Consider the following 14974-nt stretch of genomic DNA (forward strand, 5'->3'; position numbering starts at 1 on the left):
AAAAATACCTTTCGACCGAATCGACATCAATCGCCCGGCAAAACGGCATGCCCTTTTTGCCGGTTTTGTTAAATTTTTATGCAGAGTTGAAGAAAGCTCTCAGCGCGCTTAAAAGCGTGATTTCACCTCAGCCTCAATGCAGTCAAGCAGTTCAAAGCGACGGCGATATTCCGCCCGTTTTTTACTGGCGATATCTTCCAGGGATTTACGCTCCATCTGTAACGGCAGTTGCCAGCAGAAGGGGGAGATTTTCTTACCGTCCAGACTTGCCCAGAATTCGTCATAGCTGGCATGGAAATGACGGCCTTTGCTCAGGCGGTAACGCAGTGCGCGGAAAACGTGCCCCTCATCACCGACAGCAAAAATCGCACGGACGGATGAATGTGCGGCCAGCTGGAAAACCACTTCCATCAGCACGCGTTTTGGAAATAGGCCATGGCAGGCGCGGGTCGCCAGTTTAATGGCGTCATGCGAGACGTTGCGACGTGGCCCCTGGAGCCCACCAATCACCAGCACTCGCTGCCCGTTGCTGCGGGCGACGCTAAACGTCAGGCTTGCGAGCACGGTATTCTCGCTGTCGCGCAGCCACAGCGTGCTTTCACCTTCCCGCTCGGCTTTGCCGGCAGAGGAGGCACTCACGGTATACGTCGCGTCGTTTTTTGCCTGAAATTGCACTATCGTCTGCTCTTGCGGGCTGGTCAGCGCGTTGGCGAGGGTGATATTTTTCAGGCTATCGACCCAGTGATAATGGCTGATGATAGCGTCAGCCCGATCGCCGGCCGTCAGGCCACGCATCAGATACTGCCGATGGGTTTTACTCGGTAAGGTAATTTGAGAGGCCAGCAGACGGTCAAAATCATCACGTCCTGAGAGCGTTTCCAGCACGCGATGGGTGGAAGACCAGAACAGGAGCGAGCGCAGCAGGAACTTCAGACGATACTCGCGCTTCTGCCAGATTGGACCCGGAACGCGTTTTCCTTTCACCAGCTCGGAAATGATATTTGTGCGATGCGGATAGAACACATCGTTGTGCAGGTGCATATTAGACACGTTAAGACCTCTCGTTTAATTCATGCCTTATTCTAAAGAGTCAGCAAAAAGGGATTAATAGCGCGCGGATCTTTATTTCCATTTGGTTTACCGTTCGTTTGGCTTTGTGAATGCTGCACGTGTCAGCTGCAATTTCTGCTGCGTCTATACTTAAGCAAGGAGGTTTTATGTATCAGCGAATCGATGGTGGGAAGTGGCGGCACGTCTGGGTTGTCAGCGACATACATGGTTGTTATCAGTGGCTCATGGATGAACTGAAACGCCGGCATTTTAATCCTTATGAGGATTTGCTTATTTCCGTAGGGGATGTAATTGACCGTGGCCCTGACAGTATTAAATGTTTACAGCTCATGAATGAAAAATGGTTTTGTGCAGTACGGGGCAACCATGAACAAATGGCTATCGACAGTCTTGATAATAATGATTTTGCACTCTGGTCAATGAATGGCGGAATTTGGTTTACCCGCCTTGAGCACACACAGCAGCAGCTGGCGCTGACGTTACTTAATGCGTGTCGGGAACTGCCGCACATTATCGAGATAACCTGTGCAAACGGTGTGAATGTGATTGCTCACGCTGACTATCCCGCAGCGGAATACCGCTGGCAAAAACCCGTAAGCGCCCAGCACGTACTATGGGATCGCGATCGGCTGATGGGGTTTATGGTCGGGAAAGGGCAGGGGATCGGCGGTGCGGACCATTTCTGGTTCGGACATACGCCACTTGACCGGCGGTATGATTTTAATAACCTGCACTACATTGATACGGGCGCCGTTTTCGATGGTTACTTTACGCTGGCGCAGCTTCAGTAATAAATAACCCGCCTTCGGGCGGGTTCTCTTTAGGTCAGGCAAGACGCATGACCCAGGCATCGGATTGACTATCGTAATGCTCACGGTAAAGAACTGAGTGTTCGCCATCAAGTATTGCCGGTACGCTGGTATCGGCATCCCAGGCATCCAGTTGCATGCACAAATCCGGGTCGGATTTGCAGGGAATACTTAACGTTCGTTCGCCCTGTGCTTCGCCGCGCAATTCTGCGTCGTCGATTTCGAAAGCGCCAATACGCACGCTGGTTTTCGTCATATTGCTCTCCGGGTGTGTTATCAAAATCTGGTATGACCAGTATGGGCATCCATTTTTGATCGTAGACAAGGAGAGCAAAATCGCCAGTAAAAAAATGCGCTTTTTTTCAGCCGGTGCGATCGTTACCGGTAAACAATCGTCCATCACGTACCAGCTCTCGCGGATAGCTGTTTTTCAGTCGCGAGCCCACCTTTTTCGCCAGCCCTAACGGATAACCCTGATAGGTCACCACCACTTCATCATGCGATGGCGTGTTGTCCGGATATACATCACGGCCCCGGTACCACTCTTCGGCTTCCTGGTGCGTCAGGCCGAACGTATTCTCGCTGCCGGCGAGGGCGATAACCGCCTCATGCTGCCAGCGATAGCCTTTATTGTGCACTTCCGCCAGGCGGATCCCGATGCGGGAAAAACGTACCTTGCCGATAAGCGGCTCAATATTTGCCGGGAAAAGCCAAATCTCTTTATCGCGAATCCAAAGATGGCATGTGTCATCCCAGGCCAGCCCGACCTTAGCGGCGGCGGTAGTGACTTGCTCCGCCTCACGCCTTTTCATGGGGGCGAAGGGGAAATTGCCGACCTTAAACGTCGGGGCTGGCAGTGGCTCAACCGCCTGCGTTTTACGCAACCGTGCGACAAAAAAACCTTCGCAGTCATAAATCTGGGGGAAAACGTGCAGAAATCCTTCAGGCGTGACGGCTTCATTGGCTGAAGCGAACAAGCCGTTTAACGGCAGGAACTCGACGGCATCAGGGTATTGCGCCTTGAGCCACAGACAGACGTCCTCGTTCTCGTCACGGTTTAAGGTGCAGGTCGAATAAACCAATGTGCCACCGGGACGCAGGGCATGGAAGGCGCTGTCGATCAGTTCGCGCTGGGTGGCGGCAATCTCAAGGTTACTCTCCACAGACCAGTTTTTTAACGCATCAGGATCTTTACGCACCACCCCTTCGCCGGAGCAGGGCGCGTCCAGCAGGATGGCATCAAACGCTTCTGGCAGGGCTGCGCCAAATACGCGGCCATCGAAGTGCGTCAGGGCAACGTTATGGATCCCGCAGCGGCTGATGTTAGCGTGCAGAACTTTTACGCGACTGGCTGAAAACTCGTTGGCGAGAATGGCCCCGCGATTTCCCATCCTGGCGGCAATTTGCGTGGTTTTGGAGCCCGGCGCGGCAGCGACATCCATGACGCGTTCTGGCGCATTATCATCCGCAAACAGGGCGGCAACCGGCAGCATCGAGCTGGCTTCCTGGATATAAAACAGACCACTCAGATGTTCTGCGGTACTGCCCAATGGCAACGACGCTTCGTCATCCCGTTCAATCCAAAAACCCTCTGCACACCACGGTACTGGCGTCAGTTGCCAGTTATACGGCGAGACCAGCGCCAGAAAATCGGCGACGCTTATTTTCAGCGTGTTGACGCGAATACTCCGGCGCAACGGCCGCTGACAGGCGGCGATAAAATCGTCTAACGAGAGGTGAGAAGGAAGCGCCTCGCGCATCTGCGCCAGGAATTGTTCAGGAAGAAATACGGAGTTTTGAGCCACGTGCACACCACAGGGAAAAGTTCAGGGGCGCAGTGTAACATAAAGGCTCCGGTGCGTTGACACCGGAGCCCTGAGATTAACGCGGCAGGGCAGTGCCCCATTCACGCCACTCTTTCGGCTCGCTTTCGAGCAGCAGGAAGTGTTTGCCCGGTTGCGCTTTCGGCGCCAGCGGCGTCCCCGGTGGTGTAGCGAAAGCAATACCGCCACGAATGAACTGGTTGAAGGTGCCGGTTTTCACCACCCCGCCCGTCAGACCGAAGTCCAGTGAATAGCCGGAGGCCAGCCAGAACACCGAGTTATTACGCACCAGGTGCTGGTAACGATCGCTGATGCGTAATGCCACCATCACGCGGTCAGAGAGCGTACCGAGCGTCAGGCCCGTCACTGTACCCACCTCAATCCCGCGGAACAGCACCGGTGTGCCGATGTTTAGCGAGCCTGCTTCCGGCACTTCCACCACAATGCTCAGGCCATCCAGATAGCGAGAGTCAGTGATCGTGGCTTCCTGCAGTTCAAAGTCACGGCGAACATTCCCTTTACCGGGTTCGACGTTGATATAAGGCTGCAGGATAGTGTCGAGGTGCTCAACGCCAGCGGCCGAAATCTGTGGCGTCACCACCGAGAAGCGGGAGCCTGAGCGGGCGAAGGTTTGAACATATTCCGGGTAGAGCACGGCGGTGGCCTGCACCTCGTTACGCGCGGTGATAAGCGTCAGCTTCTGGATCTGCCCGATATCAATACCCAGATAACGGATAGGCATCCCTTCCGCCAGCTTCCCTGCATCAAAAGCATGCAGGGTAATCTGTCCGCCAACGGCACGGGCAGCGGTTTCAGACGGGAAGAGAATACGCTTATCGCCTTTGCGCAGGTTTGCACCCGCACCGCTGAGGTTATCGAAGCTGATCGCTCCGCGCAGCGCACGTGAAAGCGGGGAGGCCTGCACGGTCAGCCCGTTACCGTTAAGCTGCACTTTCGCACCACCTTCGGCCCAGAACACGCTATTCGGGGTCAGCAACTTGCGATACTCCGGTTTGATATGCAATTCGATATCAAACGCGTCCGCATGAGGGCGTACGGCAATCACTTCCCCGACCTCAAACTTCCGGTACAGCACGACGGAGCCAGCCTGGACATCAGGAAGCGTCTCGGCGCTTAACGTCAGTGTCGTGGTTGGGAGATCGCTCATGCTGTTTTCAATCGCTTTGTCCAGGTTGGCATACAGCGGATAACTGTCGCGCACCGGGCCTTTATTGCCCGGTAAAATGCGGATCCCACCGTTAACCCATTCGCTGGCGCTGGCACCGAGGAACTCAACGCCGTCGAGGCCAACCTTGACGTCGACGCGGCTGTTCACCACAAATTTACTGTCGCCATGCACGAGGTCGCTGTATTGCGGATCGATAGCCACCGAGAAGCTCACGCCGTTTTCAGAGAGCGTACGCTCCAGCACCTGGCCCACCTGGACGCCATGCAGAATCAGCGGCTGGCCGGCTTCGATACCGTAACTTTCAGGCGCGGTCAGTTTTACCGTTACGACGCCCGGTTTTTGCAGCAGCGCTTTATCTGCCGGCGCAACAACGAAACTGTTGCTGGGTTGACCTTCACCGGGGATCAGTTCAAACGTATTGCCGGTCAGAAGATTGCTCAGGCTGGTATCGTTCAGAGACAGTTTTGGGCTGCGCATCTCGATACGCGTTTTTTCACGCAGGAGATCAACCACGCTCGGGTCGACGGTCATCTCACCGGTCACGGAACCGCCTGGATTGAGCGTCATTTTGGTGAGCTGCCCAACCTGCAATCCCTGATACATAAGCGGTGTAGAACCCGCTTTCAGCCCTTTAGCATCGGGCAGGGCGAGTTTGACGATCACGCCGCGCTGGCTGTGCGCCAGGTCAGCATACAATCCGAAGGTGTCATCTGCCGTGGCCGGGCTGGAGTTTTCCGGAGAGTCGAAGGCAATGGCACCGTTGACCAGTGCGGCCAGGCTCTCGAGCTTCACTTTGGCACCGCTCAGGCTGAGATCGGCATCCACGCCGGAGACGTTCCAGAAACGGCTGCCTTTTTTCACCAGGTTAGTGAAGCGGCGATCGATTAACACATCAATCGTCACGCCCTGTTTATTCGGGTTGATGGCGTAATCATAAACGCGACCTACCGGAATTTTACGGTAATAAACCAGTGAGCCACTGTTGAGGGAACCCAAATCCGGTGCCTGCAGATGGATCATCAGATCGCCGTTATTCAGTCGGTATTTTGGTTGGGTATCCAGCGCAACAAAGTGATCCTGCGGTTCACCTTTACCCGGCATCATGCCGATGTAGTTACCGCCAACCAGTGCATCCAGCCCTGAAACACCCGCCAGAGAGGCCTTAGGCGTTACCAGCCAGAACTGCGTTTCGCTGCGCAGCGCATCCTGCATATCGGACTTAATGCTGGCGCGGACCTGAATTTTATTCAGCCCTTTTCCCAGGCTGATGTCCTGAACGGTACCCACCTCAACCCCCTGGAAGCGGACAGGGGTTCGCCCGGCCACAATGCCGTCGGCAGACTGGAAGTCAATGGTGATGGTGCTTCCGCGATCTTCATAGCTCGTCCAGATAAGCCAGCCTGCAATCATCAGGGCGATGACAGGCAGCAACCAGAATGGAGAAATGCGGCGTTTTGTTTTAATTCTCGCTTCAGTCGGCGAAGCGGGCGTTTCCTGACTCATGTGCATCCCAAAGTAAGCGGCTATCCAGCCATTCCACAGCAAGAATAGTCAATATCACCGCGGAGCCGAAATAAAAAGCTGCGGGTCCCATTGTAAAAGCTAATAACTGGTCGCGATTGATCAGCGACATCATCAACGAAATCACGAACAGATCCAACATCGACCAGCGGCCAATCCAGGTGACGAATCGCAAAAGCAGAATTCGGGTACGTAAACCTTGCTCACATTTGAAGTGAATACTCAGGAGCAGGGTAAACATCACCACCACTTTGGTAAACGGCACCAGAATACTGGCGATAAACACGATTGCCGCCACCCCCACGTTGCTGTGGGCGAGGGAGATGATCCCGGAGAGGATGGTATCCTCCTGGCGCCCACCATTCACGTAAATGATGGAAATCGGCAGCATATTGGCCGGGATCAAAAAGACCAGCGAGGCAATCAGCGCGGCCCAGCATTTTTGCAGACTGTTATTGCGCCGCAGTCTCAGGGGAATATGACACCGCGGGCAACGGCCACGTGGGTCGGGCAAGCCAGTATAGTGACACCCCAGACAGACCCGGAGACTTTCATCCGGTCGCGTGGCCGGGCGCTGAGGGTAAAAGCGCTCCCAGAGCTGTTCGACGTTCAGATGAATGAGTGTGAGGATGCTCAGCAAGACCAGGCAAATAAATGCAAAGAGTCCGACCCCGGGCTGCAAGAATGCATAGTCCTGGACTTTTATGGACGCCACGCCGACGCCCACCAGGTAGATATCCAGCATGACCCACTCTTTCAGTTTGTCCAGCATCAGCAACACGGGGCGGAGATTCATCCCCAGAATGTTACCAAACCAAAGATAGGCAATGGCAGCGACCAGCACCAGCGGCGCGCCGACCGTACAGAACAGCACCATGGCGGCGGTGAGCGGGTCACCCTGGCGCGTCATCTGCCAGATCCCCTGCAGTACGTTGGCATCAATACGCACACCAAGCAGGTACAGCTTCAGCAGCGGTTCGCCCCAGGCAAACGGCATAAGAAGCAGCATGGTGATGGCCATCGCGGCGAGACGGGTCAGCGACCAGTCGCGTCCGTCGCGAATTTTAGCGTCGCAGCGGGGGCAAAAAGCACTTTCATGCGATTTCATCTTCGGCAACATAAAAAGCGTATCGCACTGCGGGCAACGCTGATAATGTGCACGAGGCAAAGCTTCGCTTACCGTATGGACAGTTATCTTTTTTGTCGGCGTAATTTTGGTTGTTTTTAAGGCCATCAGCTGCGCACAAATAAGTATTGTTGAACGTTATATTAACTCATGAACGGATTCATCTTGAGCATGAGCGCATTTAATGCTTATTTTAATAGGCTATGCGGTAATTTTGTAAGACAACTAAGTGATTGAATAATGAACAAAACAGAATTCTACGCGGATCTTAACCGCGATTTTAAGGCATTGATGGCGGGTGAGACCAGCTTCTTAGCCACTCTGGCAAATACTAGCGCATTGCTGTTTGAACGGCTATCAGACGTTAACTGGGCCGGTTTTTACCTTCTGGAAGATGAAACGCTGGTGCTTGGCCCGTTCCAGGGGAAAATTGCCTGCGTGCGTATTCCCGTAGGACGCGGCGTTTGTGGTACAGCGGTCGCGACTAATCAGGTACAGCGCGTCGAAGACGTCCATGCGTTTGACGGACACATTGCCTGTGACGCAGCCAGTAATTCTGAAATCGTTCTGCCTCTGGTGGTAAAAAATCAGATTATTGGCGTTCTGGATATCGACAGCACGGTCTTCAGTCGCTTCACAACCGAGGACGAACAAGGGCTGCGCGAGCTGGTGGCGAACCTCGAAAACGTTCTCGACGCAACCGATTATCAAAAATTCTTTGCGAGCGTAGCAGGATAATCAACGGATAACGTAGCATTTACTGATAGCGTCATTATAATGACGCCTGTTCATGCCTGCGCTTGTTGGCAACGTCCGTTGTAATCAGGAAATTTCATGGAAAATCAACCTAAGTTGAATAGCAGTAAAGAAGTTATCGCATTTCTGGCCGAGCGTTTCCCACAGTGCTTCAGTGCTGAAGGTGAAGCTCGTCCCCTGAAAGTCGGTATTTTTCAGGATCTGGTGGCACGCGTTGAGGGGGAAATGAACCTCAGCAAAACTCAGCTTCGTTCCGCCTTACGTCTTTATACTTCGAGCTGGCGTTACCTGTACGGTATCAAAGCGGGCGCGACGCGTGTTGATCTTGACGGCAACCCTTGTGGTGAGCTGGACGAGCAGCACGTTGAGCACGCACGTAAACAGCTGGAAGAAGCCAAAGCACGCGTTCAGGCACAACGTGCAGAACAGCAAGCGAAAAAACGCGAAGCCGCAGCGGCAAACGGCCAGGAAGAAGCGCCTCGTCGTGAGCGTAAACCACGCCCAGCGCCGCGTCGTAACGATAATAACGATCGCAAACCGCGTGCTGACAAACCAGCAGCTAAAGCCCCGCGCGCCCCTCGTGAAGAGCCGCGCCATACGCCGGTTTCTGACATTAACGCCCTGAGCGTGGGTCAGGCACTGAAGGTGAAAGCGGGTAACAACGCAATGGACGCCACCGTACTGGAAATCACCAAAGATGGCGTTCGTGTACAGCTGACTTCTGGTATGTCAATGATTGTACGCGCAGAACACTTGTTGTTCTGAAACGGAGGCCAAGCCTGGCATGAACACTTTTTTTAAGCTCACCGCGTTGGCGGGCCTGTTTGCTATAACGGGCCATGCTTTCGCAGTGGACGATATCACGCGTGTTGATCAAATTCCGGTCCTCAAGGAAGAGACGCAGCACGCGACGGTGAGCGAGCGTGTGACCTCACGCTTCACCCGTTCGCACTATCGTCAGTTCGATCTCGATCAGGCCTTTTCGGCCAAAATCTTTGACCGCTATCTGAACTTGCTGGATTACAGCCATAACGTACTGCTCGCCAGCGATGTCGAGCAGTTCGCTAAGCGTAAATCCGGGGTGGGTGACGAGTTGCGTTCAGGCAAGCTGGATCTGTTCTACGATCTCTATAACCTGTCGCAAAAGCGCCGCTTTGAACGCTATCAGTATGCGCTGAAAGTGCTGGAACGTCCGATGGACTTCACCGGCAACGACACCTTTAATCTGGACCGCAGCAAAGCGCCCTGGCCGAAAGACGAAGCCGAGCTGAATGCGCTGTGGGATGGAAAAGTAAAATACGACGAGCTGAGCCTTAAGCTGACCGGCAAAGATGAAAAAGAGATCCGTGACACGCTGACGCGTCGTTACAAATTCGCTATTCGTCGTCTGGCTCAGACCAACAGTGAAGATGTTTTCTCACTGGCGATGACCGCTTTCGCTCACGAAATCGATCCGCATACCAATTATCTCTCGCCTCGCAATACCGAACAGTTTAATACCGAAATGAGCCTGTCTCTGGAAGGTATCGGTGCGGTGCTGCAGATGGACGATGATTACACCGTGATCAACTCAATGGTCGCCGGTGGCCCGGCGTCGAAAAGCAAAGCGATAAGCGTAGGCGATCGCATTGTTGGTGTGGGTCAAACCGGACAGAACATGGTCGATGTGATCGGCTGGCGTCTGGATGATGTGGTTGCGCTGATCAAAGGCCCGAAAGGCAGCAAAGTTCGCCTTGAAATTCTGCCAGCCGGTAAAGGCACCAAAACCCGTATCGTTACCCTGACGCGTGAGCGTATCCGCCTGGAAGACCGCGCGGTGAAAATGTCGGTGAAGACCGTGGGTAAAGAGAAGGTGGGTGTTCTGGATATCCCGGGCTTCTACGTCGGGCTGACTGATGATGTAAAAGTCCAGCTGCAGAAGCTTGAAAAGCAGAACGTGAGCAGCGTCATCATCGACTTGCGCAGCAACGGTGGTGGGGCGCTGACCGAAGCGGTTTCACTGTCCGGGCTGTTTATCCCGTCTGGTCCGGTGGTTCAGGTGCGCGATAACAACGGTAAAGTACGTGAAGATGCCGACAACGATGGTGTGGTCTACTACAAAGGCCCGCTGGTGGTCTTGGTCGATCGCTTCAGTGCTTCCGCGTCTGAAATCTTTGCCGCCGCTATGCAGGACTATGGCCGTGCGCTGATTGTCGGTGAGCCGACATTTGGTAAAGGTACCGTACAGCAGTATCGTTCTCTGAATCGTATCTACGATCAGATGCTGCGTCCGGAATGGCCTGCACTGGGTTCGGTTCAGTACACCATTCAGAAATTCTATCGTGTGAACGGTGGCAGTACGCAGCGTAAAGGCGTGACGCCGGATATCATGATGCCGACAGGCACGGAAGAGACTGAAACCGGCGAGAAGTTTGAAGATAACGCATTGCCGTGGGATAGCATTAACGCCGCGACCTACGTGAAAGCGGGTGATATGACGCAGTTTGGTCCTGAACTGCTGAAAGCGCACAACGATCGCATCGCCAAAGATCCGGAATTCCAGTACATCATGAAGGACATTGCTCGTTTCAATGCCCTGAAAGATAAGCGGAATATTGTTTCTCTCAACTACGCTCAGCGTGAGAAAGAGAACAACGAAGATGATGCAACGCGTCTGGCGCGTATCAACGATCGCTTCAAGCGTGAAGGTAAGCCTCTGCTCAAGAAACTGGACGATCTGCCAAAAGATTACCAGGAGCCGGATCCTTACCTCGACGAGACGGTGCATATTGCTCTTGACCTGGCGAATCAGGAAAAGGCGAAGCCCGCCGTGCAACCTGCACCGGCAAAATAATCCCCCAACAGGCACAAGAAATTGTGCCTGTTTCTTTTTGTTCCGCATTCTCCCGTCAGGCAAATTTCCAATTGTGTAAAGTTGTGTCTTTCTGGTGACTTACGCCCGATGGATGCTTGAAAATAGCCGTAATACCCATACGATGTGGGTAATCGCATAGTGCGCTTTGTTAAACTGAGGTTAAAAGAAAATTATGATGCGAATCGCGCTCTTCCTGCTCACCAACCTTGCGGTGATGGTGGTTTTCGGGCTCGTGCTAAGCCTGACAGGAATTCAGTCGAGCAGCGTTCAGGGTCTGTTGATTATGGCGCTGCTGTTTGGTTTTGGTGGCTCATTCGTTTCACTCCTGATGTCGAAATGGATGGCACTGAAATCGGTAGGTGGTGAAGTCATTGAGCAACCGCGTAACGATATGGAACAGTGGCTGATGAATACCGTGGCTCAGCAATCGCAGCAGGCGGGTATCGCCATGCCGCAGGTGGCCATTTACCACGCGCCAGATATTAACGCCTTTGCCACAGGTGCCCGCCGTGATGCGTCTCTGGTTGCCGTCAGCACCGGGTTGTTGCAGAACATGAGCCGTGACGAAGCCGAAGCGGTTATCGCTCACGAAATCAGCCATATCGCGAACGGCGACATGGTCACCATGACCCTGATCCAGGGCGTAGTGAACACCTTTGTTATCTTCATCTCCCGTATTCTGGCGCAGATCGCGGCAGGCTTTATGGGCGGGAACCGCGATGAAGGGGAAGAGAGCAACGGCAACCCGCTGATCTACTTCGCGGTTGCGACGGTACTGGAGCTGGTATTCGGTATTCTGGCCAGCATCATCACCATGTGGTTCTCCCGTCACCGTGAGTTCCATGCGGATGCCGGCTCGGCGAAACTGGTTGGCCGTGAGAAGATGATTGCCGCGCTGCAGCGTCTGAAAACCAGCTATGAACCGCAGGAAGCGACCAGCATTATGGCATTCTGCATTAACGGTAAATCAAAATCGCTGAGCGAGCTGTTTATGAGTCACCCGCCGCTGGATAAACGTATTGAAGCGCTGCGCAGTGGTGAATACCTGAAGTAACGCTAAGAAGAGCAATGAGCCGGGCTGGAGATATCCGCCCGGCTTTTTTTATGCCTGTACTCTGGGCTGGGTAATGCGCAGCCCGCTGATGATGGCGGCGAGGGTGGCAAGGGCGCCTGCGGTGAAAAGTGCAACGTGGTTGCCATTTTGCCCGGCAAGATTAAACATCAGCGCGACCAGGGCCGCGCCGGTGCTTTGTCCCAGCAGACGTGCGGTGCCCAACATACCGCTGGCACCACCGCTGCGATGGCGCGGCGCTGAGGTGATGATGGTGTGGTTGTTAGGCGACTGGAACAGACCGAACCCTGCACCGCACAGGATCATGCGCCAGATGATATCCAGATCGGTGGGTGATGAGGGGAGTAGTGCGAGTGCGAACAGCCCCGTGGCCATGACGGCAAGCCCCAGCGCGCCAAGCAATCCGGCGTGGACGCGCTCAATCAAATACCCTGCCAGCGGCGCCATTACCATCGTCGCCAGTGGCCACGGCGTTAACAGCAGTCCGGTCTCGACTTCAGAACGTCCCACCACACTTTGCAGGAAGAAGGGCAGAGAGACCAGGGCCAGCATCTGGGCGCAGAATGAGCAAACAGAAGTACAAATCGAGAGAGAAAAAAGAGGAATACGCAGCAGGTCGACAGGCAATAAAGGGACAGGGAGCGCGAGCTGGCGGCGTACAAAGAAGAAGCCAATCCCCAGCAGCGCAATGAGCTCCGCGGCGGTAAGTATAAGGGACTGACCTTGTGCAAAGCCGCTCAGGGCAGTAATCAGCAGGCCAAAGGTCAGGGCATTCATCACTGCGCTGATAAGGTCAAAGCGTGGCATCGTGCTTTTGGGACCGTTCGCGGGAAGATAGTGCAGAGCAAAGAAGAGGGCCACAATACCCAGCGGTACGTTAATGGCGAATAACCACTGCCAGGACGCGACAGAGAGTATGGCCGCCGCAAGGGTTGGCCCGGCCGCAGACGAGACGGCGACAATAAACGAGTTTATCCCCATACCGCGTCCCAGATGACGCTGCGGATAGATTAAGCGGATCAACGCCGTGTTGACGCTCATCAGTGCCGCCCCCCCAAAACCCTGCGCTATGCGCGCAAGCGTCAGAGTATGCAGCGAATCAGAAAGGGCACAGAAAAGTGAAGTAAAGGTGAACACCAGCAGGCCACATTGATACACCCGTCGGTAACCGAACATATCGCCCAGGAAAGAGAACGAGAGCAGTGAAACCACGATCGCTATCTGGTAGGCATTGACTATCCATATAGAACTGGCAGGGGAGGCATGCAGGTCGCTGGCAATGGTTGGCAGGGCAACGTTAGCGATTGCACCGTCAAGGACGGCCATTGAAATACCGATAACAATCGTTGCGATAGCGCCATACCGCTGGGGCAAAGGCAGGCCATCGGACAGGTTTTTTTCCATTAGGGATGAAAAGCTCAGTGTGAAATTATTCTCAGGGTAACTATTTTAGCATCGTTATTTCAGTTTTATGTCGCAGATTTGTAACGAAGTAAACGAGGATCGATTGCAGGTAACATGACGGGAATTTATAATAAAAACCGGTTCTGATTTTTATAAAACACTCTCTATGAGGTGGTAAATGGCAATTGCAGATTTGGATAAACAGCCAGATTCTGTTTCTTCCGTGCTGAAGGTGTTTGGCATCTTACAGGCGCTCGGAGAAGAGCGTGAAATTGGTATTACAGAGTTGTCGCAGCGTGTGATGATGTCGAAAAGCACCGTTTATCGCTTTTTGCAAACCATGAAGTCACTGGGTTACGTCGCACAGGAAGGCGAGTCTGAAAAGTATTCTCTGACGCTGAAACTGTTCGAGCTCGGGGCCCGTGCGCTGCAAAACGTGGATTTGATCCGCAGCGCAGATATCCAGATGCGTGAGATCTCTCGCCTGACCAAAGAGACTATCCACCTGGGGGCACTGGATGAAGACAGCATTGTCTACATCCATAAAATCGACTCCATGTACAACCTGCGCATGTATTCACGTATCGGTCGTCGTAATCCGCTTTACAGTACCGCGATTGGCAAAGTGCTGCTGGCGTGGCGCGATCGCGAAGAAGTGAAGCAGATCCTCGAAGGCGTGGAATATAAGCGCAGTACTGAACGCACTATTACCAGCACTGACGAGTTATTGGCCGTGCTCGACAAAGTACGTGAGCAGGGGTATGGCGAAGATAACGAAGAGCAGGAAGAAGGGCTGCGCTGTATCGGTGTGCCGGTATTTGACCGCTTTGGCGTTGTCATTGCCGGGCTGAGTATCTCTTTCCCGACCCTGCGCTTTTCTGAAGAACGTCTGCATGAGTATGTGGCGATTCTCCATACAGCCGCACGCAAGATTTCTGAACAAATGGGCTATAACGACTACCCGTTCTGATCCTTACGGGCACAAAAAACGCCGCACACAGTGCGGCGTTTTTTGTCAGTATCAATCGGGGTGATTAGCCGTTATCAATGACTACGGATGTTTTACGCAGAACCGGGCAGTTGGTTAAACCAATGATCCCGCTGTCTGAATGAATATATTGTGCCGTGCTCATGCCCTGCGCGGTCATGTATTTGCATTGAATACCTAATCCAGCGGCGTTTTCGGTGCTTCCCACAAGCACGCCATAGCCGGTTAACAGAAGGCCAACCCATACTACGCCCAGTGCAATAATTGTACGAATGATTAAATGCATCATTGCCTCTTTATCTTTGTTGTCATGCAGTAAGCCTAAACGGTTTACTCTATGAAACAAGTGCATGATTCTGAA

General features: G+C 53.6%; 13 protein-coding genes. 6 read left to right on the plus strand and 7 right to left on the minus strand.

The window, feature by feature from the left end; translation table 11 throughout:
• Positions 1-108 precede the first annotated feature (108 nt).
• Positions 109-1050 (minus strand): VirK/YbjX family protein, encoded by a 942-nt coding sequence (locus F8561_RS21835; protein ID WP_014170619.1) that lies wholly within the window; start codon positions 1048-1050, stop codon positions 109-111.
• A gap of 167 nt (positions 1051-1217) precedes the next feature.
• Between F8561_RS21835 and pphA the strand changes: the two genes are divergently transcribed.
• A complete protein-coding gene (pphA, locus tag F8561_RS21840) occupies positions 1218-1862 on the plus strand; it encodes a protein-serine/threonine phosphatase (RefSeq protein WP_149376774.1) in 645 nt (214 codons plus the stop codon).
• Positions 1863-1896: 34 nt separating this feature from the next.
• On the opposite strand, the gene F8561_RS21845 is transcribed toward pphA, so the two are convergent.
• From F8561_RS21845 to yebS, 4 genes are all read right to left on the minus strand, one after another.
• Entirely contained in the window at positions 1897-2136 is a 240-nt protein-coding gene (locus tag F8561_RS21845; protein ID WP_020883412.1) for a YebV family protein, read from the minus strand.
• A 106-nt stretch (positions 2137-2242) separates the two neighbouring features.
• Positions 2243-3685 (minus strand): 16S rRNA (cytosine(1407)-C(5))-methyltransferase RsmF, encoded by a 1443-nt coding sequence (gene rsmF, locus F8561_RS21850; protein ID WP_151887934.1) that lies wholly within the window; start codon positions 3683-3685, stop codon positions 2243-2245.
• A gap of 76 nt (positions 3686-3761) precedes the next feature.
• Positions 3762-6395 (minus strand): PqiB family protein, encoded by a 2634-nt coding sequence (locus F8561_RS21855; protein WP_151887935.1) that lies wholly within the window; start codon positions 6393-6395, stop codon positions 3762-3764.
• The gene (yebS, locus tag F8561_RS21860) at positions 6364-7647 is read right to left on the minus strand and encodes a membrane integrity lipid transport subunit YebS (RefSeq protein ID WP_020883415.1); all 1284 of its coding nucleotides are present in this window, start codon (positions 7645-7647) and stop codon (positions 6364-6366) included. Before yebS ends, F8561_RS21855 begins: the two co-directional genes overlap by 32 nt.
• Positions 7648-7779: 132 nt before the next feature.
• Here yebS and F8561_RS21865 point away from each other — a divergent pair, with 132 nt between their 5' ends.
• From F8561_RS21865 to htpX, 4 genes are all read left to right on the plus strand, one after another.
• Positions 7780-8277 (plus strand): GAF domain-containing protein, encoded by a 498-nt coding sequence (locus F8561_RS21865; protein WP_063215244.1) that lies wholly within the window; start codon positions 7780-7782, stop codon positions 8275-8277.
• Between the two features lie 96 nt (positions 8278-8373).
• On the plus strand, positions 8374-9060 hold the full coding sequence (gene proQ, locus F8561_RS21870; protein ID WP_014170612.1) for an RNA chaperone ProQ: 687 nt from the start codon (positions 8374-8376) through the stop codon (positions 9058-9060).
• Positions 9061-9079: 19 nt separating this feature from the next.
• On the plus strand, positions 9080-11128 hold the full coding sequence (gene prc / locus F8561_RS21875; RefSeq protein ID WP_020883416.1) for a carboxy terminal-processing peptidase: 2049 nt from the start codon (positions 9080-9082) through the stop codon (positions 11126-11128).
• Between the two features lie 193 nt (positions 11129-11321).
• Positions 11322-12203: a protease HtpX gene (gene htpX / locus F8561_RS21880; protein ID WP_014170610.1), complete on the plus strand. Its 882-nt coding sequence runs from the start codon at positions 11322-11324 to the stop codon at positions 12201-12203.
• A gap of 48 nt (positions 12204-12251) precedes the next feature.
• Here htpX and F8561_RS21885 read toward each other — a convergent pair whose 3' ends face one another.
• Positions 12252-13625 carry an MFS transporter gene (locus tag F8561_RS21885; RefSeq protein WP_151887936.1) on the minus strand — a complete coding sequence of 458 codons (1374 nt, stop codon included), beginning with the start codon at positions 13623-13625 and terminating at the stop codon, positions 12252-12254.
• A 178-nt stretch (positions 13626-13803) separates the two neighbouring features.
• Here F8561_RS21885 and kdgR point away from each other — a divergent pair, with 178 nt between their 5' ends.
• Positions 13804-14595, plus strand: coding sequence for a DNA-binding transcriptional regulator KdgR (gene kdgR, locus F8561_RS21890; RefSeq protein ID WP_014170608.1), 792 nt, complete (start codon positions 13804-13806; stop codon positions 14593-14595).
• A gap of 64 nt (positions 14596-14659) precedes the next feature.
• Here the strand turns inward: kdgR and F8561_RS21895 are convergent, their stop codons facing one another.
• Positions 14660-14899 (minus strand): YobH family protein, encoded by a 240-nt coding sequence (locus tag F8561_RS21895; protein ID WP_151887961.1) that lies wholly within the window; start codon positions 14897-14899, stop codon positions 14660-14662.
• Positions 14900-14974: the final 75 nt, after the last annotated feature.

This window comes from Enterobacter sp. 198, from assembly GCF_009025585.1.
GTDB lineage: Bacteria > Pseudomonadota > Gammaproteobacteria > Enterobacterales > Enterobacteriaceae > Enterobacter > Enterobacter ludwigii.